10 protein-coding genes, 1 tRNA gene and 1 rRNA gene are annotated in these 21,737 nt (G+C 72.7%); 10 read left to right on the top strand and 2 right to left on the bottom strand.

Going from position 1 to position 21,737, the window contains the following annotated elements; genetic code table 11:
- The first annotated feature begins 112 nt into the window (after positions 1-112).
- Together rrf and ACSNOC_RS06240 are read left to right on the top strand one after the other, a co-directional pair.
- Positions 113-229 (top strand): 5S ribosomal RNA (rrf, locus tag ACSNOC_RS06235).
- 4 nt (positions 230-233) lie between these two features.
- Positions 234-306, top strand: a tRNA-Thr gene (locus tag ACSNOC_RS06240).
- Positions 307-361: 55 nt separating this feature from the next.
- Here the strand turns inward: ACSNOC_RS06240 and ACSNOC_RS06245 are convergent.
- Entirely contained in the window at positions 362-2,956 is a 2,595-nt protein-coding gene (locus ACSNOC_RS06245) for a SpoIIE family protein phosphatase (RefSeq protein ID WP_436746239.1), read from the bottom strand.
- Positions 2,957-3,192: 236 nt separating this feature from the next.
- Here ACSNOC_RS06245 and ACSNOC_RS06250 point away from each other — a divergent pair, with 236 nt between their 5' ends.
- From ACSNOC_RS06250 to ACSNOC_RS06285, 8 genes are all read left to right on the top strand, one after another.
- Positions 3,193-8,733: a HAMP domain-containing protein gene (locus ACSNOC_RS06250; protein WP_436746240.1), complete on the top strand. Its 5,541-nt coding sequence runs from the start codon at positions 3,193-3,195 to the stop codon at positions 8,731-8,733.
- A gap of 389 nt (positions 8,734-9,122) precedes the next feature.
- On the top strand, positions 9,123-9,800 hold the full coding sequence (locus ACSNOC_RS06255) for a response regulator (RefSeq protein ID WP_436746241.1): 678 nt from the start codon (positions 9,123-9,125) through the stop codon (positions 9,798-9,800).
- 92 nt (positions 9,801-9,892) lie between these two features.
- Complete coding sequence (locus ACSNOC_RS06260) at positions 9,893-12,604, top strand: DNA translocase FtsK (RefSeq protein ID WP_436746242.1); 2,712 nt, start codon at positions 9,893-9,895, stop codon at positions 12,602-12,604.
- 121 nt (positions 12,605-12,725) lie between these two features.
- Positions 12,726-13,529 (top strand): helix-turn-helix domain-containing protein, encoded by an 804-nt coding sequence (locus ACSNOC_RS06265; RefSeq protein WP_436746243.1) that lies wholly within the window; start codon positions 12,726-12,728, stop codon positions 13,527-13,529.
- A gap of 71 nt (positions 13,530-13,600) precedes the next feature.
- Positions 13,601-15,145: a 30S ribosomal protein S12 methylthiotransferase RimO gene (gene rimO, locus ACSNOC_RS06270; RefSeq protein WP_436746244.1), complete on the top strand. Its 1,545-nt coding sequence runs from the start codon at positions 13,601-13,603 to the stop codon at positions 15,143-15,145.
- Positions 15,142-15,795, top strand: coding sequence for a CDP-diacylglycerol--glycerol-3-phosphate 3-phosphatidyltransferase (pgsA, locus tag ACSNOC_RS06275; RefSeq protein WP_436746245.1), 654 nt, complete (start codon positions 15,142-15,144; stop codon positions 15,793-15,795). The genes rimO and pgsA overlap by 4 nt, the downstream gene beginning before the upstream one ends.
- Before the next feature lie 12 nt (positions 15,796-15,807).
- Positions 15,808-16,329 (top strand): CinA family protein, encoded by a 522-nt coding sequence (locus ACSNOC_RS06280; RefSeq protein ID WP_436746246.1) that lies wholly within the window; start codon positions 15,808-15,810, stop codon positions 16,327-16,329.
- 156 nt (positions 16,330-16,485) lie between these two features.
- Positions 16,486-16,905 (top strand): helix-turn-helix domain-containing protein, encoded by a 420-nt coding sequence (locus tag ACSNOC_RS06285; protein ID WP_436746247.1) that lies wholly within the window; start codon positions 16,486-16,488, stop codon positions 16,903-16,905.
- Positions 16,906-16,973: 68 nt separating this feature from the next.
- Here ACSNOC_RS06285 and ACSNOC_RS06290 read toward each other — a convergent pair whose 3' ends face one another.
- Positions 16,974-21,695: an ATP-dependent helicase gene (locus tag ACSNOC_RS06290; protein ID WP_436746248.1), complete on the bottom strand. Its 4,722-nt coding sequence runs from the start codon at positions 21,693-21,695 to the stop codon at positions 16,974-16,976.
- Between the last annotated feature and the right edge of the window lie 42 nt (positions 21,696-21,737).

Below are 21,737 nucleotides of genomic sequence, written 5' to 3' on the forward strand. Positions count from 1 at the left end.
CCTTGTGAGGGGTGGAGTTGACCGGTACTAATAGGCCGAGGGCTTGTCCGCAGATGCTCGCGTCCACTGTGAATTCTCGACCATTGAGAGCCGGGAACATCCCTCAGGGTGTTCCGGTGGTCATGGCGGAGGGGAAACGCCCGGTTACATTCCGAACCCGGAAGCTAAGCCCTCCAGCGCCGATGGTACTGCATGGGGGACCGTGTGGGAGAGTAGGACACCGCCGGACTTCTGCCCCAATAGCTCAGTCGGCAGAGCGTCTCCATGGTAAGGAGAAGGTCAACGGTTCGATTCCGTTTTGGGGCTCATCGAGCAAAAAGGCCCCCGCCTTTCGGCGGGGGCCTTTTCCTTTGTCCGTTCCCTACTCGGGAATCCGCATCGTCAGAATCGCCATGTCGTCGGACGGGGCGTCGGAGGCGAATCTCTCCACCGCCCGCAGTACCCGCGCGGCCACCGCGCCCGCCGTCAGCCCGGTGCAGGAGCTGAGCACGTCGGCCAGCCCGTCGTCGCCCAACATCCGTGTTCCTTCGCGCCGTTCGGTCACGCCGTCGGTGACGCACAGCAGGACGTCGCCCGGGTTGAGCGTCGTGGTCTCCTCGAACAGCTCCAGATCGTCCATCACCCCGAGCAGCGGCTGCGGGCTGGCGGCCGACGCGACCGTGCCGTCCGGGGTGAGGCGCAGCGGCAGCGGGTGGCCGGCGCACACCATCTTCAGCACGGCCCCGCCCTCCGGCTGCGGCCACACCTCCCCGTACAGCAGCGTCAGGAAGCGTGCCCGCGGGCCCTCTTCGAGGATCGCCGCGTTCAGCCGCTCCAGCACCGCCGGGCCACCGAGGCCCTCGCGCGCCAGCAGACGCAGCGCGTGCCGGGCCAGGCCGGTCACCGCGGCCGCCAGCGGACCCGTGCCGCAGACGTCACCGATGGCGAAGCCGTACGCGCCCTCGCGGATGGGGAAGACGTCGTAGAAGTCGCCGCCGACCTCGTTGCCCTCGCCAGCCGCCCGGTAGATGACCTCGACGTCCACGCCGTCGATCCCGGGCAGCTCCGGCGGCAGCAGGCTGCGCTGCAACGACTGGCTGATGGCCGTGCGTTCGCTGTAGAGGCGCGCGTTGTCCAGGGCCAGCGCGGCCCGGCGCGACAGGTCCTCGGCCAGCTCCAGGATGTCCTGGCGGAACCGCTCGCCCGCCGGCTTGCCCAGCGCGAGCAGGCCGATGACGCGATTCCGGGCGACGAGCGGCAGGACGACCGTTTCTCCACCCACGGCCGAGGCGGTCGCGGAGCGGGACGACGGCGGCAGGCCGAGCTCCAGGCTCCGCAGCGAGCTGCGCAGCGTGGTGTCGCTGGCCGCGTCGGCGGGGGCCGGCCAGGGGCGGACCCCGAGGCCGACATCCGGGTCCGGCGGGTCCAGGCTCTCCAGCAACGCCTTGATCCCGTCGATGCGGTCCTCGTCCTCGTGCAGGACATAGGAGAGAACGGGATCGGATCCCGGGTCGTGGCTGGTGTAGACGGCGCACCACGTCGCCAGGGTCGGTACCGTCATCTGCGCCATCAGCGCGAGTGTCTGGTTCCGGTCGAGCGTTCCCGCCAGCAGCTCGGACGCCTCGACCAGGAAGGCGAGCGAGCCGCGCCGCAGCCGCTCCAACTCGGTCAGCCGGGCCGACTCGACGGCCAGCGCGATCCGGTCGGCGGCGAACTGCAGGCGCAGTGCCTCCTCGTTGCTGTACCGGCCGGGGGTCTCCGACGCGACGCCCAGGGATCCCGTGAGCCGGCCCTCCACCTTCAGGGGCACGGTCACCACGGCGTGCATGCCGGTGCCCGACAGCAGGGGCACGGCGCCGGGGGAGGTGGCCAGGTCCTCGTGGACCGAGGGCATGCGCGCCGACCCGTACCGTCCGCTGCCCGTCTCCACGGGGACGCGGGCGAAGCGCTGCCGCGCGGAGGGCAGCCCGGTGGTGGCGCGGACCTCCAGCTCGGTCTCGTCGTCGGTGGCGAGCAGCAGGAAGGCCGCGTCGCCGTCGAGCATGTCGCGGGCCCGTTCGACCGTGCGCTGGAGCAGGCCGTCGAGGTCGTCCGGCGGGGGCGTGCCGATCAGCGCGTCCAGCGGGTCGCCGCCGGCCCGCTCCAGGGCGTCGGCGGCGCTGCCGTGGACGGGGCCGCGGGAGGGACTCTGCAGGATCGCGCGCTCCTGGTCGCGGACGATGAGGCAGACCGTCGACGGCTCGCCCTGGGCGTCGCGGACGCGCAGATGACAGGCGTACACCGGGACGGTGCGGCCGTCCGAGTCGCGCAGGCCGTAGCTGCCCTCCCAGCGGGAGAGGGCCAGCGCCTCCGCGATGCCGGTGCCGGTGCCGGGCGTCTGCGGCCAGGCCGCGAGATCGGCGAGCGGCTTGCCGACGACCTGCTCCGCCGCGTAGCCGAAGAGGGCCCGGGCGTCGTCGTTCCACACGGTGATGGCGTCGGTCCGGTCGACCTGGACGACGGCGACCCGCGCCCGGGTCTCGCTGACCGGGAGGGCCTCGGTCGGCAGCACGGGCCCGGCGGAGCGGGTGCCGACGGGCAGCACCTGCTGGTCGAGGCGGAACCACACGCACTTCTCGGCCGCGGTGTAGTCCACGCCCCAGCGCGAGGCGAGCGCCGCGCACAGCAGAAGGCCGCGCCCGCCCTCGCTGTTCAGGTCGAGACGGCCCCGGGACACCTCGGCCATCGGCAGCTCGCGCTCGGGATGACGGTCGACGACCTCGATGCGGACGCCCTGCTCGTCGCGGAGGCAGCGGACCTCGGCGGCCGTTCCGGCGTGCACGACCGCGTTGGTGACCAGCTCGCTGGTGAGCACGACGGCGTCCTCGATGAGGTCCGCCAGGCCCCAGCCCTGAAGGGTGTCCCGGACGAAGCCCCGCGCGGTGGCGACCGAGCGTCCAACCGGCTCGAAGGTGGCCGCAGCTCGCGCGGTGATCACGTCACTCCCCCAAAGGTTGGTCTGATCGCTGCCCGGGTCCCTTGGACAGCCGGATGCCAGGTTACTGACGTTGGCGCCCCCCGCGGGCGTCGCATCGGATGATTTCCCCCTGACCGGGAGATCAGTGGTATGCGATGCTGCCGAACTGTTATCGCCCGGTCGGTGGGGAGTGAAACACTGGGGGTGCTCGATGAACGCCCGGGCGGAATGGTCGATCCTGCGGGAGGGACACAGTGGTGTCTGACGGAGCTGCGGCGCGCGCTGGAACGCGTGCGCGAACGAGGAGGTCGCGGAGCAGCGGCACCGTTGAGGTGGATGCCGCCGCGCTCAACCGGCTGCTCTCGGCTCTGGAATCCATGCGGGACGGGAACCTGCGCAAGCGGCTGACGGTCGCGGGCGACGGCCCGATGGCCGAGATCGCCGCCGTGTACAACGAGGTGGCCGACCGCAACCTGCACCTGACCGGGCAGATCGCTCGCGTCCGGCGCGTGGTGGGCCGGGAGGGCAAGCTCACCGAGCGCATGGAGACCGGGCTGTGCGAGGGCGCCTGGTCGAAGGCCATCGACGACGCCAACGAGCTGGTCGAGGACCTGGTGCGCCCGGTGGCCGAGGTCGGGCGGGTGCTGGCCGCCGTCTCCGAGGGTGATCTGCGGCAGCGGATGGACCTCAGGGCGGACGGCGGGAGCGGCGTCGGGCGTCCGCTGCGCGGCGAGTTCCTGCGGGTCGGCCGGACGGTGAACGGGCTGGTCGACCAGCTCTCCGAGTTCACCGACGAGGTGACCCGGGTCGCCAGCGAGGTCGGTACCGAGGGCAAGCTGGGCGGCCAGGCCAAGGTGCGGGGGATGTCCGGCTCCTGGAAGGACCTGACGGACTCGGTCAACACGATGGCCGCGCGGCTGACCGCGCAGGTCCGCGACATCTCCGTGGTCACGGCGGCGGTGGCGGGCGGCGACCTGTCCCGCAAGGTCACCGTGCACGTGGCCGGGGAGATGCTGGAGCTGAAGAACACCGTCAACACGATGGTGGACCAGCTTTCCTCCTTCCAGTCGGAGGTCACCCGGGTCGCCCGGGAGGTGGGCACCGACGGTGTGCTGGGCGGCCAGGCGAAGGTGCCGGACGTGGCCGGCGTGTGGAAGGACCTGACCGATTCGGTCAATCTCATGGCCGGGAACCTGACGAAGCAGGTCCGGGAGATCGCCCAGGTCACGACGGCCGTGGCCAACGGCGACCTGTCGCAGAAGATCACGGTGAGCGCGCGGGGCGAGATCGCCCGGCTCGCGGACACGATCAACGCGATGACGGAGACGCTGTCCTCGTTCGCCAACGAGGTCACCAGGACGGCCACCGAGATCGGCACCGAGGGCACGCTCGGCGGGCAGGCGCGGGTGCAGGGCGTGGCCGGTGTCTGGAAGGAGCTGACGGACTCCGTCAACACGGCCTTCCGCAACCTCTCCGATCAGGTGCGGGACATCGCGCAGGTGACGACGGCGGTCGCGAACGGCGATCTGTCCCAGAAGGTCACCGTGGACGTCTCCGGCGAGATGCTGGAGCTGAAGAACACCGTCAACAGGACGGTCGACCAGTTGTCATCCTTTCAGTCGGAAGTCACCCGGGTCGCCCGGGAGATCGGTGACGAGGGCGCGCTGGGCGGTCAGGCGTCCGTGCTCGGCGTCGCGGGGGCCTGGAAGGACCTGACCGACTCGGTGAACACCGCCTTCCGGAACCTGACCGGCCAGGTGCGCAACATCGCGCAGGTGACGACCGCGGTGGCGAACGGCGATCTGTCCCAGAAGGTCACGGTCGACGTCTCCGGCGAGATGCTGGAGCTGAAGAACACGGTCAACCGCATGGTCGACCAGCTGTCCTCCTTCGCCGACCAGGTGACGCGGGTCGCCACGGAAGTCGGCATCGAGGGACGGCTGGGCGGTCAGGCCCGGGTGGACGGCGTCAGCGGCACCTGGAAGGCGCTGACGGACTCCGTGAACCGGATGGCGTTCAACCTGACCGACCAGGTGCGGAACATCGCGCAGGTGACGACGGCGGTCGCGCGCGGCGACCTGTCGCAGAAGATCGAGGTCGACGCGCGGGGCGAGATCCTGGAGCTCAAGAACACCGTGAACACCATGGTGGACCAGCTCTCGTCGTTCGCGGAGCAGGTGACCCGGGTGGCCCGTGAGGTGGGCACGGAGGGCAGGCTCGGCGGCCAGGCGCAGGTTTCGGACGTGGCCGGTGTCTGGCGGGACCTGACCGATTCCGTCAATGGCATGGCGTCCAACCTCACGGATCAGGTGCGGAACATCGCGCAAGTGGCCACGGCGGTGGCGCGCGGTGACCTGTCGCAGAAGATCACCGTGGACGCGCGGGGCGAGTTCCTGGAGCTGAAGGAAACGCTCAACACGATGGTGGACCAGCTCTCGTCGTTCGCGGAGCAGGTCACGCGGGTGGCCCGTGAGGTGGGCACGGAGGGCAGGCTCGGCGGTCAGGCGGAAGTCGAGGGCGTCTCCGGGACGTGGAAGGACCTCACCCAGTCCGTCAACGGGATGGCCAACAACCTCACCTCCCAGGTCCGCAACATCTCGGAGGTCACGACGGCGGTCGCCAAGGGCGACCTGACCAAGAAGATCACGGTGGACGCCAGGGGCGAGATCCTCCAGCTCGTCACCACGGTGAACACCATGGTCGATCAGCTCTCCTCGTTCGCCGAGCAGGTGACGAGGGTCGCCCGTGAGGTCGGCACGGAGGGCCAGCTGGGCGGCCAGGCGGAGGTGCGCGGCGTCTCCGGTACCTGGAAGAACCTGACCGACAACGTCAACCTGATGGCCAGGAACCTGACCACGCAGGTGCGGAACATCTCCGAGGTGGCCACGGCCGTGGCCAACGGCGATCTGTCGCGCAAGGTCACGGTCGAGGCGAGCGGCGAGGTCGCCCAGCTCGCCGACACCGTCAACCGGATGGTGACCACGCTGTCGTCGTTCGCCGCCGAGGTGACGCGGGTGGCGCGCGAGGTGGGCACCGAGGGGCGCCTGGGCGGTCAGGCCAAGGTGCCGGGCGTCTCGGGCACCTGGAAGGACCTGACCGAGTCGGTGAACTCGATGGCGTCGAACCTGACCGGGCAGGTCCGCAACATCACCATGGTCACCACGGCCATCGCCAAGGGCGATCTGACCAAGAAGATCGACATCGACGCGCGCGGCGAGATCCAGGAGCTGAAGGAGACCCTCAACACGATGGTCGACCAGCTCTCGCTCTTCGCCGAGCAGGTGACCAAGGTCGCCAGGGAGGTGGGCACCGAGGGGCAGTTGGGCGGCCAGGCGCGGGTGCCCGGTGTCGCGGGCACGTGGAAGGACCTGACCGACTCCGTCAACGAGATGGCGGTCAACCTCACCCGTCAGGTGCGCGACATCGCCCGCGTCGCCGCGTTCGTGACCCGTGGCGACCACAACGTGCGCATCGACACGGACGCCGCCGGCGAGATCCTGGTCGTGCAGGAGAACGTCAACGCCATGATCAGGAACCTGCGCGAGGCCACCCTGGCCAACAAGGAGCAGGACTGGCTGAAGGGCAACCTGGCGCGGATCTCGGCGCTGATGCAGGGCAGGCGCGATCTGAAGGACGTCGCCAGCCTGATCATGAGCGAGCTGTGCCCGGCGGTCACCGCGCAGCACGGCGCGTTCTACCTGGCGGTGCCCGCGGACGGGGACATCGACGTGGTGGCCGGGCCTGGCGAGGGCGACGACTACGAGCTGCGGATGCTGGCCTCGTACGGGTACGCGGCCGGCGCGCAGACCATGTCGTTCCGGCCGGGGGAGTCGCTGATCGGCACGGCGGCGGCCGAGCGCCGCACGCTGCTGTTCGGGCCGACGCCCGAGGGCTACCTGAAGATCTCCTCCGGGCTGGGCGAGGCCCCGCCGGTCACGGTGATCATCCTTCCGGTGCTGTTCGAGGAGCGGGTGCTCGGCGTGCTGGAGCTGGCCTCGTTCAAGCCGTTCACGCAGATCGAGCGGGACTTCCTGTCGCAGATGGCCGAGATGATCGCCACGAGCGTCAACACCATCAGCGTCAACACCCGCACCGAGATGCTGCTGGCGCAGTCGCGGGCGCTGGCCGACGAGTTGCAGGACCGCTCCGCGGAGCTGGAGCGGCAGCAGCTCGCGCTCCAGGAGTCGAACGCCGAGCTGAAGGACAAGGCGGACCTGCTCGCGCAGACCAACCGGAACATCGAGGTCAAGAACTCGGAGATCGAGGAGGCCAGGCGGGGCCTCCAGGAGCGCGCGGAGCAGCTCGCGGTCTCGATGCGCTACAAGTCCGAATTCCTGGCGAACATGTCGCACGAGCTGCGCACCCCGCTCAACTCGCTGCTGATCCTCGCCAAGCTGCTCGCCGACAACGCGGACGGCAACCTGTCACCCAAGCAGGTGGAGTTCGCCGAGACGATCCACGGCGCGGGCACGGACCTGCTCCAGCTGATCAACGACATCCTCGACCTGTCGAAGGTCGAGGCGGGGAAGATGGAGATCAGCCCGGCGCGGATCGCGCTGGTGCAGCTCGTGGACTACATCGAGGCGTCCTTCCGCCCGCTGACGGCGGAGAAGAACCTGGAGTTCTCGGTGCGGGTCTCGCCCGAGCTGCCCGCCACCCTGCACACCGACGAGCAGCGGCTGCTCCAGGTGCTGCGCAACCTGCTGTCGAACGCCGTCAAGTTCACCGAGACCGGCTCGGTGGAGCTGGTGATCGGGCCCGCCGGGGCCGAGGTGCCGGACGACATCCGCGAGCAGATGCTGGAGAGCGGCTCGATCCAGAGCGCGGACGCGCCGCTGGTCGCGTTCGCCGTCTCGGACACGGGCATCGGGATCGCCGCGGGCAAGATGCGGGTGATCTTCGAGGCCTTCAAGCAGGCGGACGGCACGACCAGCCGCAAGTACGGCGGGACCGGTCTCGGCCTGTCGATCAGCCGGGAGATCGCCCGGCTGCTGGGCGGGGAGATCCACGCGGCGAGCGAGCCGGGCCGTGGCTCCACGTTCACCCTCTTCCTGCCGCTGCAGCCGACGGAGCTGCCGCCGCCCGGCTACACGCAGCTCGCCAACGGCACGCTGACGGGCGCGGAGACCCGGGCCGAGCCGACGCCCGCGGAGGGCGGCGAGGAGGAGCCCGCCGACGCCCGGGCCGGGGAGCCGGAGGCCGCCGCCGGTCCCGCCGGAGCCGCGGCGGGACCGGAGGAGAAGGGCCGGCAGGCGTCGATCGCGGCGGAGCGCGCGGCCGAGTCGCTGACGCGGCGTCACCGCGAGCGGTTCATGGACAACGGGCACACGAACGGGCGCGGCCGGCATCCGGAGCACGCCGCCGAGCAGTCCGCGGAGGAGGGCGAGTCGGGGCGGCGGCGGGCGTTCCGGGACTTCAAGGGCCGGAAGGTGCTGATCGTCGACGACGACGTGCGCAACGTGTTCGCCCTCACCAGCGTGCTCGAACAGCACGGGCTGCGCGTGCTCTACGCCGAGAACGGGCGCGAGGGCATCGAGGTGCTGGAGTCCAACGAGGACGTGGCGCTGGTGCTGATGGACATCATGATGCCCGAGATGGACGGGTATTCGACGACGTCGGCGATCCGGCGCATGCCGCAGTTCTCCGGTCTGCCGATCATCGCGCTGACCGCCAAGGCGATGAAGGGCGACCGGGAGAAGAGCATCGAATCGGGCGCCTCGGACTATGTGACCAAGCCCGTCGACACCGACCACCTGCTGACCCTGATGACCCAGTGGATGGAGGACGGGCGGGAGTGATCTGCGGCACGGGCGCCCCCACGGCGGAACCCCGGGGGCGCCACGGGCGTTCTCCCGGTGCGTACAGCGTAGTTCGCCGGGGTGGACAGTGCGTGGTATCGTGACGCAGCGCGATGCGATGATCACCGGTCGCCTTGCGCTGCCGCCCGCTGGACGAGCGGGCGGAAGGATTTCTGGTGTGGCGGGGGTCAGGCCGGAAAGTCTTCGGCTTCTCGCGATGAGGCGAGGGCCCGTCGGAAGTCACCGGGCACGGCCGTGCGAACGGCCGGGGTTCGCTGGCAATGGTGCCGGGGTTGATGCCAACATGTCCGGCACAGGACCGGACGGCGTGCATATGCCGTCCACGACGGCGGCGCCGAGCCGCGCCGCAGGGGCAAGGAGGACGGGCCATGGTGCAGAAGGCCAAGATCCTCCTGGTCGATGACCGGCCCGAGAATCTGCTGGCGCTCGAAGCGATTCTCTCGGCGCTCGATCAGACGCTGGTCCGGGCATCGTCAGGGGAGGAAGCGCTCAAGGCGCTGCTCACGGAAGACTTCGCGGTGATCCTGCTCGACGTCCAGATGCCGGGCATGGACGGATTCGAGACGGCCGCCCACATCAAACGGCGGGAGCGGACGCGGGACATTCCCATCATCTTCCTCACCGCCATCAACCACGGTCCGCACCACACGTTCCGGGGCTATGCCGCCGGAGCCGTGGACTACATCTCGAAGCCCTTCGACCCGTGGGTGCTGCGGGCGAAGGTGTCGGTGTTCGTCGAGCTGCACATGAAGAACATGCAACTGCGCGAGCAGGCCGCGCTGCTGCGCCGCGAGCTGGAGGGCGGGCAGGGCTCCGCCGACCCGGAGCGGGGTTCCGGCGGGCTGCTGCCCGAGCTGTCCGCGCGGCTGGCCGCCGTCGAGGAGCAGGCCGAGGTCCTGACCAAGGAGCTCGCCGAGTCCGGCGGCGGTCCCGCCGTGTCCACGGCCGCGCATCTGGAGCGGAAGCTGTCCGGTCTGCGCAGGGCGCTGGACGCGCTCCAGCCGGGCGCGGTCGGGCCCAAGTCCGTGGAGTCACAGCCCGGCTGACGGCTTCGGCGCGGGAGACGGGCGCGGACGGAAGGGCCGCGGGTCGGCACACGATCCGTGCCCGGGCTCAGCGGCACCGGTAACCTCACCTCATGGCCTCAGGTACGTCCGGCAAGGGTTCCCGGAACGCGCGCGCCGGGCGCGGCGGGGGAGCCGGGAAAGCGCCCGCGAAGAAGGCTCCGGCGAAGAAGGCTCCGGCCAGGAAGGCCGCGGCCCCGGCGAAGAAGCCCGCGCCGCCGCCGCCCCTCGCGTTCCGCCTCGTCCGGGGCCTGTGGCTGGGCATCGCCCACCCGGTGGGGGCCCTGCTGCGGGGCATAGGGCGCGGTGCGAAGGGGCTGGACCCCGCGCACCGCAAGGACGGCCTGGCCCTGCTGCTGCTCGGTCTCGCGCTGGTGGCCGCCGCCGGCACCTGGTCCGACCTCAAGGGCCCGGTGGGCGAGCTGGTCACCCTGCTGGTCACCGGCGTCCTGGGCCGTCTCGACCTCCTCTTCCCCCTGGTCCTGGGCTTCATCGCGGTTCGGCTCATCCGGCACCCGGAGCAGCCGGAGGCGAACGGCCGCATCGTCATCGGGCTGAGCGCCCTCCTGGTCGGCGTCCTGGGGCTCGTGCACATCGCGACGGGCGCCCCGGGGCGCGGGGAGGGCGCGCAGGCGTTGCGCGACACGGGCGGGCTCCTGGGCTGGGCTGCTTCGCGCCCCCTGATTCTTCTGGTGGGGGAGCCGCTCGCTGTCGCGCTGCTGACGCTGCTGACCGTCTTCGGGCTGCTGGTCGTCACGGCGACCCCCGTCAACACGATCCCGCGGCGGCTGCGCCAGGGGGCGATCCGGCTCGGCGTGCTCGCCGGGGCCGGGCCGGGTGACGAGACCGAGCTGCTGCCCCGGCGCCACCGGGACGACGACGAGGACGAGCGGTATGTCCCGCTCGCGCTCCCGGACCCCGCCGACCGGGCCGCGCCGGAGACCCGCCGGGCCGCCCGCCGCCCGGCGCGGCGGACCGGGCCGCGCCGCGAGGACCCGGTGGACGTGGCCTCCGCCGCGGCGGCGGCGCTGGACGGCGCCCTGCTGCACGGCGTCGAGCCCTCCCCGCTGGTCGCGGATCTCACCAGCCAGGTGACCACCGGCCGCGCCGGGACCAAGCGCCGCGCGCCCGAGCCCCTGCCCGAGGGGGGGCCCGGGCCGGCGGAGGAGCCGGCGGAGCGGGAGGACCCCGCCCCCGGAGCGCCGCGCGGGCGCGTCGCCGGCGGCAGTGTGCCCGACCTGACCAAGAACGTCGCGCCGGAGCCGGCGGATCCGCTGCCCCCGCGCGCCGAGCAGCTCCAGCTCTCCGGGGACATCACCTACGCGCTGCCCGGTATCGACCTGCTGCGCCGCGGCGGCCCCGGCCGGACCCGCAGCGCCGCGAACGACGCGGTCGTCGAGTCGCTGACCACCGTCTTCTCCGAGTTCAAGGTGGACGCCCGGGTCACCGGCTTCACGCGCGGCCCGACGGTCACCCGGTACGAGGTCGAGCTCGGCCCGGCCGTGAAGGTCGAGAAGATCACCGCCCTGACCAAGAACATCGCCTACGCGGTGGCCAGCCCCGACATCCGCGTCATCAGCCCCATCCCGGGCAAGTCCGCGGTCGGGATCGAAATCCCCAACAGCGACCGCGAGATGGTCAACCTCGGGGACGTGCTGCGCACGGCCGACGCCGTCGGCGACGACCACCCGCTGGTGGTCGGCCTCGGCAAGGACGTCGAGGGCGGCTACGTGATGGCCAACCTGGCCCGCATGCCGCACATGCTGGTGGCCGGCGCCACCGGCTCCGGCAAGTCGAGCTGCGTCAACTGCCTCATCACCTCGGTGATGATGCGGGCGACGCCCGAGGACGTGCGGCTGGTGCTGGTCGACCCCAAACGGGTGGAACTGACGGCCTACGAGGGCATCCCGCACCTCATCACCCCCATCATCACCAACCCCAAGCGGGCGGCGGAGGCCCTGCAGTGGGTCGTCCGGGAGATGGACCTGCGCTACGACGACCTGGCCGCCTACGGGTACCGGCACATCGACGACTTCAACGCCGCGGTGCGGTCCGGCAAGGCCAGCCCGCCGCCGGGCAGCGAGCGCGAGCTGGCGCCTTACCCGTACCTCCTGGTGATCGTGGACGAGCTGGCCGACCTGATGATGGTGGCGCCGCGCGACGTGGAGGACGCCATCGTGCGCATCACCCAGCTGGCGCGCGCCGCGGGCATCCACCTGGTGCTCGCCACCCAGCGGCCGAGCGTCGACGTCGTCACCGGCCTGATCAAGGCGAACGTGCCCTCCCGCCTCGCCTTCGCCACCTCCTCCCTCGCCGACAGCCGGGTGATCCTCGACCAGCCGGGTGCCGAGAAGCTCATCGGAAAGGGTGACGGTCTGTTCCTTCCGATGGGTGCCAACAAGCCGGTCCGCATGCAGGGCGCCTTCGTCACCGAGGAGGAGGTGGCGGCGGTCGTCGAGCACTGCAAGGCTCAGATGGCGCCGGTCTTCCGCGAGGACGTGACCGTCTCCTCGGGGAAGAAGAAGGAGATCGACGAGGAGATCGGGGACGACCTCGACCTGCTCTGCCAGGCGGCGGAACTGGTGGTCTCCACCCAGTTCGGCTCCACCTCCATGCTCCAGCGCAAACTCCGGGTCGGCTTCGCGAAGGCCGGACGGCTGATGGATCTGATGGAGTCGCGGGGCGTGGTGGGGCCGAGCGAGGGCTCCAAGGCCCGGGACGTGCTGGTCAAGCCGGATGAATTGGAGGGAGTGCTCGCACTGATCCGGGGGGAGACTCACCCGTAGGTCACCCGAAGGAAGCCATCCCGTTGGCGGACAAACGCCGTCGGCCCGGTTGCCCGTTCCTCCGGCCGCACCCCTAGACTTATAAGCACAGCACGCGGCTTCACGCTCGAAAGGCGCCCCCGTGTCCCACGGCAACTTCTCCGCCAAGGACCGCCCTTCCATCGGTCGAATCCTTCAGCAGGCGCGCATCGACGCAAAGCTGACCGTGGACGAGGTCAGTTCGTCCACGCGCGTGCGCATCCCCATCGTCCATGCCATCGAGCAGGACGACTTCTCGCGCTGCGGCGGCGACGTGTACGCGCGCGGACATATTCGTACGCTTGCGCGGGCCGTGGGTGCGGACGCGAACGAGCTGATCGAGATGTTCAACGCCCAGCAGGCGACCGCCCCGCCACCCCTGTCCTCCGGACCGCTCTTCGAGGCCGAGCGGATCCGGCCCGAGCCGCGCCGGCCGAACTGGACGGCGGCCATGGTGGCCGCGATCGTCGCCGTGATCGGCTTCGTCGGGTTCACGTTCTTCAGCGGCGGTGGCGGCCAGGACGCCGGGTCGGTCGCCGAGGGCAGCCAGACCGAGCCCGCGCCGGAGCGCACCGGGAACGCCGAGCAGCCCAGTGCCGAGCCGTCCCCCGAGCCGTCGGAGAGCGCGGTCGCGGCCGTGCCGGCCGACAAGGTGACCGTGAAGGTGACCGCCGAGGGCGGTTCGAGCTGGATCTCGGCCAAGGACAGCAACGGCGGGGTCCTGTTCGAGGACGTGCTGGAGGAGGGCGACTCCGAGACGTTCACGGACGACGAGCAGATCGATCTGGTGCTCGGCAACGCCGGGGCCGTCCAACTCCACGTCAACGGCAAGCAGATCGAGGACGTCTTCGAGATGGGTCAGGTGCAGCGGCTGACCTACACCCCGGGCGACCCCGAGGAGGGCTGACCTCGGGCCCGGCCGCCCGGGCCGCTCCGGGCGGGGCGGGCGGGCCTCGCGGGACGAAGTAGGCTGAGGTCATGTCCGAACGCCGTACCGTCGCCCTGGTCACCCTTGGTTGCGCCCGTAATGAAGTGGACTCCGAGGAGCTGGCCGGACGGCTGGCCGCGGACGGCTGGGAGCTCGTGGAGGACGCCGCCGACGCCGAGGTGGCCGTCGTCAACACGTGCGGATTCGTGGACGCCGCCAAGAAGGACTCGGTCGACGCGCTGCTGGAGGCCGGCGAGCTGAAGACCGCGGCCGGGGCGGGCGGCGGCGGGCGGACCCGGGCCGTGGTCGCCGTCGGCTGCATGGCCGAGCGGTACGGCAAGGAGCTGGCCGACGCGCTGCCCGAGGCCGACGCCGTGCTCGGCTTCGACGACTACGCCGACATCTCGACCCGGCTGCGGACCATCCTCTCCGGGGGCGTGCACGCCCCCCACATCCCGCGCGACCGGCGCAAGCTGCTGCCCATCAGCCCGGCCGACCGGCAGGGCGCGGACGTGGCGCTGCCCGGGCACGGGACCATCGCGGACCTGCCCGACGGGGTGGCGCCCGCCTCGGGGCCGCGCGCCCCGCTGCGGCGGCGGCTCGGCGCGGGTCCCGTCGCCTCGGTCAAGCTGGCCTCCGGCTGCGACCGGCGGTGCACGTTCTGCGCCATCCCCTCGTTCCGCGGCTCGTTCGTCTCCCGGCGCCCGGCGGACGTCCTGGCGGAGGCGCGCTGGCTGGCCGGGGAGGGCGTCAAGGAGATCATGCTGGTCTCCGAGAACAACACCTCCTACGGCAAGGACCTCGGCGACATCCGGCTGCTGGAGACCCTCCTGCCCGAGCTGGCCGCCGTGGACGGGCTGGAGCGGATCCGGGTGAGCTACCTCCAGCCCGCCGAGATGCGGCCCGGGCTGATCGACGTGCTGACCGGCACCGAGAAGGTCGCGCCCTACTTCGACCTGTCCTTCCAGCACTCCGCGCCCGCCGTGCTGCGCGCGATGCGGCGCTTCGGCGACACCGACCGCTTCCTGGAGCTGCTCGCGACCATCCGGGGCAAGGCGCCGCTGGCCGGTGTCCGCTCGAACTTCATCGTCGGCTTCCCCGGCGAGACCGAGGCCGACCTGGCCGAGCTGGAGCGCTTCCTCACCGAGGCCCGCCTGGACGCCATCGGCGTCTTCGGCTACTCGGACGAGGAGGGCACCGAGGCCGCCGGGTACGGCGACAAGCACGCCCCCGAGCTGATCGCCGAGCGGCTGGCCCGGGTCTCCGGGCTCGCGGAGGAGCTGATCGCGCAGCGCGCCGAGGAGCGTGTGGGTGAGCACGCGCGGGTACTGATCGAATCGGTCGATGCGGATGAGGAAGCCGGGGAAACCGAGGGGGAGGTGCTCGCCGTGGGCCGTGGGCCGCATCAGGCGCCCGAGACCGACGGGCACGTCGTCATCGTCGGGTCGCCGGACGGGCCCGGCCGGGACCAGGCGGCCGGGCCGCGGGTCGGGCAGTTCGTCGATGTCGAGTTCGTCGCCGCGCGGGGCGTGGACCTGGTCGCCGTGGCGCGGACCGCGGCCGGCGGCGGCCCCGCGGCAGAGGCCGGGAGATGACGGACATGCCGGCCCGGGCCACCGGGAAGGGCCCGCTGGCCGGCAGGGCCGCCCCCCGGGCCGCGGCCCCCGGCCTGTGGAACATCGCGAACATCCTCACAATGGTGCGTCTGCTGCTGGTGCCCGGCTTCGTGCTGCTGATGTTCGCGGACGGCGGGCAGGATCCGGCCTGGCGGTCCCTGGCGTGGGCCGCGTTCACCATCGCCATGATCACCGACCTGTTCGACGGCGAGCTGGCGCGGCGCCGGAATCTCGTCACCGACTTCGGCAAGATCGCGGACCCCATCGCGGACAAGGCGATCATGGGCGCGGCGCTGATCTGTCTCTCGGCGCTCGGGGATCTGCCCTGGTGGGTGGCGGTCGTCATCCTGGCCCGGGAGCTGGGGATCACCCTGCTGCGGTTCTGGGTGATCCGGCACGGGGTGATCGCGGCCAGCCGGGGCGGGAAGCTGAAGACGCTCGCCCAGGGCATCGCCGTGGGGATGTACATCCTGTCGCTGACCGGGCCGCTGGCCACCCTGCGCTGGTGGGTGATGGCGGCGGCCGTGGTGCTCACGGTGGCGACCGGTCTGGACTACGTGCGGGAGGCCGTCGTGCTGCGCCGGGCCGGGCTGGCCGAGGAGCGGGCGAGGGCACGGAAGATCGGATGAACGGAAGGACGGATGAGCGGCAAGGGTGAGCCGGAGGAGCCGACGCTGGCGGCGCAGGTCGCGGAGCTGCTCGCCGGGCGGGGGCAGACGGTGGCGGTCGCCGAGTCGCTGACCGGGGGCCTGGTCGCGTCGGAGCTGACGGAGGCCCCCGGCGCCTCGAAAACGTTCCGCGGCTCGGTCACCGCGTACGCCACGGAGATCAAGCGGGACGTGCTGGGCGTGGACGGCGCCCTGCTGGAGGAGCGGGGAGCCGTGGACGCGGAGGTGGCCCGGCAGCTCGCCACGGGCGTCCGTGACCTGCTGGGCGCCGACTGGGGAGCGGCCACGACGGGGGTCGCCGGGCCCGAGCCGCAGGACGGCAAGCCGGTCGGGACCGTGCACATCGCGGTTTCGGCGCCCGGAACCGGGAAAGTCGTGGCTCAGCGGCTGAATCTGCGAGGTGACCGGGCCGCGATCCGGGCCGGCACCGTTCGGGCCGTGCTGGCCCTTCTGCGCGACGAGCTGATCCTCCCCCGAGTGGAGGACGCACCCTGAGGCCGTGGCGGCGGGGCAGGATACGGAACAGAACGGAGAGGATGGATGTTTGCAGCCCTGAGTGAACAAGACATCGCTCCCCGCCCGGTTGGAGTCCGAGGCGGTACGGTGGGGCATGAAGCAAGCGAGGCCAACGGTCCGAGGAGGGAGCCACCGATGATCCTGCTCCGTCGCCTGCTGGGTGACGTGCTGCGTCGGCAGCGCCAACGTCAGGGCCGCACCCTGCGTGAAGTGTCCTCCTCCGCCCGGGTCTCCCTCGGATACCTCTCCGAGGTGGAGCGCGGGCAGAAGGAAGCTTCCTCCGAGCTGCTGGCCGCCATCTGCGACGCACTCGATCTGCGGATGTCGGAGCTGCTGCGCGAGGTCAGCGACGAGCTGGCGCTCGCCGAGCTGGCTCAGTCCGCGGCGAGTGACACGGTGCCGTCCCTGGGTGTGCCGCCCGGGCGGACGCTGGGGGAGCGTCCCATCGAGCGCCCCATGCTGAACCCGGTGCGCGTGACGTCCGTCACCCACCGTCCCGACGACCACGTGACGATCAAGGCCCAGGCCGAGGCGGTCGACGTCGTCGCCGCCTGATCCAGGACGGCGGGCATCGCGGCCCGGCCGTCCTCCTCTTTTCCGTCGCTCCTCCGCGCCGTCCCTGGTCAGGGCCGCAGCCGGAGACCGCGCGGTGTCGCGTGGAATCCGGCGGCCTCGAGCAGCCCGGCCCAGAACGGGTCGGTGAGGGCCGGGGAGCCGTTCACCCGCTCCACTGTCAGCGTGCCCAGCGCGCCCTCCCTGGCGGCCTGTGCCAGGGCCTCGGCGGCTGCCCGCAGGGCCGTGTCCGGCCGCTGTGCTCCCGCCGGGGAGCCGTCGGCGGCGGGCCAGGCGAGGAGCGTCCGTCCGCCCCGCTCCAGATAGAGCGCGAGCTGCCCGTCCACCAGCACGACCAGCGCGCCCGCCTTACGGCCGGGCTTGTGTCCCGCGCCCTGAGCGGCGCCCGCTCCGCCGTCCGGCACTGTCGGGGGGTCGGGCCACGGCAGAGCCGCCCCGAAGGCGTTCGCCGGGTCGGTCGCGGCGAGCACCAGGGCCCGGCGACCGGCCGCGCCCGCGACCGGGTCGGCTCCGGCGGCCCCGCGCTCCGCGGCCGTGCTGATCGCCCGCAGCCTGTCCACCGCGCCGTCCATCGCGAATTGCGCGGCGCCGAGCCCCTCCACCACATAGCCGCGCCGGGCCTGGCCGCTCTCCTCGAAGGCGGACAGCACCCGGTACGCCGCGGCGAAGCCGCCCTCGACGCCCTCGGCGGCCACGGCGCCGCGCGTGACCACGCCGTGCCGGTCCAGCAGCGTGCGGGCCAGGGCGTGGGCGCGCAGCGTGGGGTCGGTTTCCCGCTCCGGCAGCAGCGACCAGCGGCCGGCCACGGTCGGCGGCCCGTTCCGCGAGAGCGCGGGGCGGGCCGCGGCGCCCGCCCACCGGCCGCGCGGGGCGGTGCGCCGGGCCCGGTGCGCGGTGGAGCCGGCGGTGCGCCCGGAGCCCAGCAGGGCGCGCAGCGGTCCCAGGGTGTCGTTGGTCAGCCGGCCGGACCAGGCCAGGTCCCACACGGCCTGCGCGAGCCCGGCGTCCGGGACCTCGTGGCCGGCGGCCCTGACCTGCTCGGCGATCTGCCGGAAGAACAGCCCGTACCCGCCGGAGAGCGCGGCCAGCACGGCGCGGTGCACCGGTGTCAGCTCCAGCGGGTGCGGCGGGGGCAACAGCAGCGGCGCGGCGTCGGCCGGATACAGCGCGACCCAGCCGTCCTTGCCCGGAAGTGCCCCGGCGCCCGCCCAGACCACCTCGCCGGACGCCGTCAGCTCGTCCAGCATCGGCGGCGCGTATCCAGAGACTCGCGCGGGCAGCACCAGCCGCTCCAGCGCCGACGCCGGGGCGGGCGCGCCCTGGAGCTGCTCGACGGCCCGCATCAGGCCGTCCACGCCGCGCAGGCCGCCGCGGCCGGCGACGCCTCCGACGTGCTGCCACTGGGGCAGGAACGCGGCCAGCGCGGCGGGCGGCACCGGCTCCAGCTCCTGGCGCAGGGCGGCCAGCGAGCGTCGCCGCAGCCGCCGCAGCACGGCGGGGTCGCACCACTCGTGGCCGACGCCGCCCGGCCTGAACTCGCCCTGGACCAGCCGCCCGCCGGCGGCCAGCCGGTGCAGCGCGCCGTCCGCGACGGCGGTGCCGAGGCCGAAGTGGGCGGCGGCCTGCGCCGAGGTGAACGGCCCGTGGGTGCGGGCGTACCGGGCCAGCAGATCGCCCAGGGGGTCCGCGACCGGCTCGGTGAACGCCTCGGGGACGCCGACGGGCAGCGCGGTGCCGAGGGCGTCCCGCAGCCGCCCGGCGTCCTCGATCGCCGCCCAGCGCTCCTCGCCCGCGACACGGACGCGGATCGCGCGCCGGGCCGCCGCCAGCTCCGCTGCCCACGCGGGCGCCGCCCCGCGCTCGGCCAGCCCGGCGTCGGTGACCGGCCCGAGGACGCGCAGCAGGTCCGCCACGCCCTCCACGTCCTTCACCCGGCGGTCCTCGGTGAGCCACCGCAACTCCCGCTCCAGCTCGGCGAGGACGTCCGGGTCGAGCAACTCCCGCAGCTCGGCGCGGCCGAGCAGCTCGGCCAGCAGCCGCGAGTCCAACGACAGCGCGGCGGCGCGCCGTTCGGCCAGGGGGGAGTCGCCCTCGTACAGATACTGGGCGACATAGCCGAAGAGGAGGGAGCGGGCGAACGGCGAGGCCTCCCGCGTGGTGACCTCGACCAGCCTGACCCGCCGGGCCTCGATGTCCGCCATCAGCTCGGTCAGCCCCGGCACGTCGAAGACGTCCTGCAGGCACTCGCGGACGGCCTCCAGGACGATCGGGAACGACCCGAACTCGGCGGCCACGGACAGCAACTGATGGGCCCGCTGCCGCTGCTGCCACAGTGGGGTCCGCCGGCCCGGGCTGCGGCGGGGCAGCAGCAGGGCCCGTGCGGCGCACTCCCGGAACCGGCCGGCGAAGAGCGCGGAGCCGCCGACCTGATCGGTGACGAGCTGGTCGACCTCGCTCTTGTCGAACAGCACGTCACTCGCGCCGACCGGCGCCCGGCCGTCGTCGAACGCCGCGTCCGCGAAGCCGGCCCCGCCGTCCGCGTCGTCCGTGCCGGGCTCCGCGCCGAGCAGGTCGGCGTCGGGCAGCCGCAGCACGATGCCGTCGTCCGCGTGCAGCACCTGCGCGTCCATGCCGAAGCGTTCGGTGAGCCGCGCGCCCAGCGCCAGCGCCCACGGCGCGTGCACCTGGGCGCCGAACGGCGAGTGCACCACGATCCGCCAGTCGCCCAGCTCGTCGCGGAACCGCTCGACCACGATCGTGCGGTCGTCCGGGATGTGCCCGCACGCCTGGCGCTGCTCGTCCAGATACGCCAGCACGTTGTCCACCGCCCAGGCGTCCAGGCCCGCCGCCGCCAGCCGCGCGCGGGCCGCCGCCGGGTCCAGGCCGCCGATCTCGCGGAGGAACGCGCCCAGCGCCCGCCCCAGCTCCAGCGGGCGGCCGAGCTGGTCGCCCTTCCAGAACGGCAGCCGCGCCGGGACACCGGGGGCGGGGGAGACCAGCACCCGGTCGCGGGTGATGTCCTCGATCCGCCAGGACGTCGTGCCCAGCGTGAAGACGTCGCCCACCCGGGACTCGTACACCATCTCCTCGTCCAGCTCGCCCACCCGGCCGCCGCCCTTCTTCGGGTCGGCGCCGGCCAGGAAGACCCCGAACAGGCCGCGGTCCGGGATGGTGCCGCCGGAGGTGACCGCCAGCCGCTGCGCGCCCGGCCGGCCCGTCACCGTGCCCGCCACCCGGTCCCAGACGAGCCGGGGCCGCAACTCCGCGAACGCGTCGGACGGATAGCGCCCGGCGAGCATGTCGAGCACCGCGTGGTACGCCGACTCGGGCAGCGCGGCGAACGGCGCGGCGCCGCGGACCAGCGCCAGCAGCTCGTCCACGTCCCAGGTGTCCATCGCCGTCATGGCCACGATCTGCTGGGCGAGGACGTCCAGCGGATTGGCGGGGACGCGCAGCGACTCGATGGCCCCGGCCCGCATCCGCTCGGTGACCACGGCCGACTGCACCAGATCCCCCCGGTACTTGGGGAAGATCACTCCGGCCGACACGGCGCCCACCTGATGTCCGGCGCGGCCCACCCGCTGCAGCCCGGAGGCCACCGAGGGCGGCGACTCGACCTGGACCACCAGGTCCACCGACCCCATGTCGATGCCCAGCTCCAGGCTGGAGGTGGCGACCACGGCGGGCAGCCGCCCGGCCTTCAAGTCCTCCTCGATGTGCGCCCGCTGCTCCTTGGACACCGAGCCGTGGTGCGCCCGCGCCAGCACCGGGGCCGCGCCCCTGGCCGCGCCCGAGCCGCCCATGAGCTGGGCGGGCCCGTGCTCCTCGGCCGGCGGCTCGCCGGTGGCCCGCTCGTGCGCGATCTCGTTCATCCTGTTGCACAGGCGCTCGGCCAGCCGGCGCGAGTTCGCGAAGACGATCGTGGAGCGGTGGGCCTGCACCAGGTCGACGATGCGCTCTTCCACCGAGGGCCAGATCGACGGCGCCCCGCCCTGGTCGGGGGCGTCCGGCACGGGCGAGCCGCCCAGCTCCCCCATGTCCTCGACCGGCACCACGACCGACAGGGCGAACTCCTTGCCCGAGGGCGGCTGGACGATCGTCGCCTTGCGGCGCGGCGACAGGAAGCGGGCGACCTCGTCCACCGGGCGCACGGTCGCGGACAGCCCGATGCGGCGGGCGGGGCGGCTCAGCAGCGCGTCGAGCCGCTCCAGGGAGAGCGCGAGGTGGGCGCCGCGCTTGGTGCCGGCCACCGCGTGCACCTCGTCGAGGATGACCGTCTCCACGCCGCCGAGCGCCTCCCGGGCGGCCGAGGTGAGCATCAGGAACAGCGACTCGGGGGTGGTGATGAGGATGTCCGGCGGTCGCCTGGCCAGCGAGCGGCGGTCGGCCGGGGAGGTGTCCCCGGTCCTGATGCCGACCCTGATCTCCGGCTCGGGCAGCCCGAGGCGGACCGCCTCCTGCCGGATGCCGGTGAGCGGGCTGCGCAGATTCCGCTCGACGTCGACGGCCAGGGCCTTCAGCGGCGAGACGTACAGCACCCGGCAGCGCTTGTGCGCCTCGGCGGGCGGGGCGGTGGCGGCCAGCCGGTCCAGCGAGGCGAGGAACGCGGCCAGGGTCTTCCCCGAGCCGGTCGGCGCCACGACCAGGACGTCCGACTTCTCGGCGATCGCCCGCCACGCCCCCTCCTGCGCGGCCGTGGGCGCCGGGAAGGCACGCGAGAACCACGCCCGCGTGGCCGGGGAGAACCCGTCGAGTGCCGCATGTCCGTCCATGAGCCCATCGTGCACCCCACCACCGACAACGACGCACAATGG

Source organism: Streptomyces sp. URMC 129, from assembly GCF_051386415.1.
GTDB lineage: Bacteria > Actinomycetota > Actinomycetes > Streptomycetales > Streptomycetaceae > Streptomyces.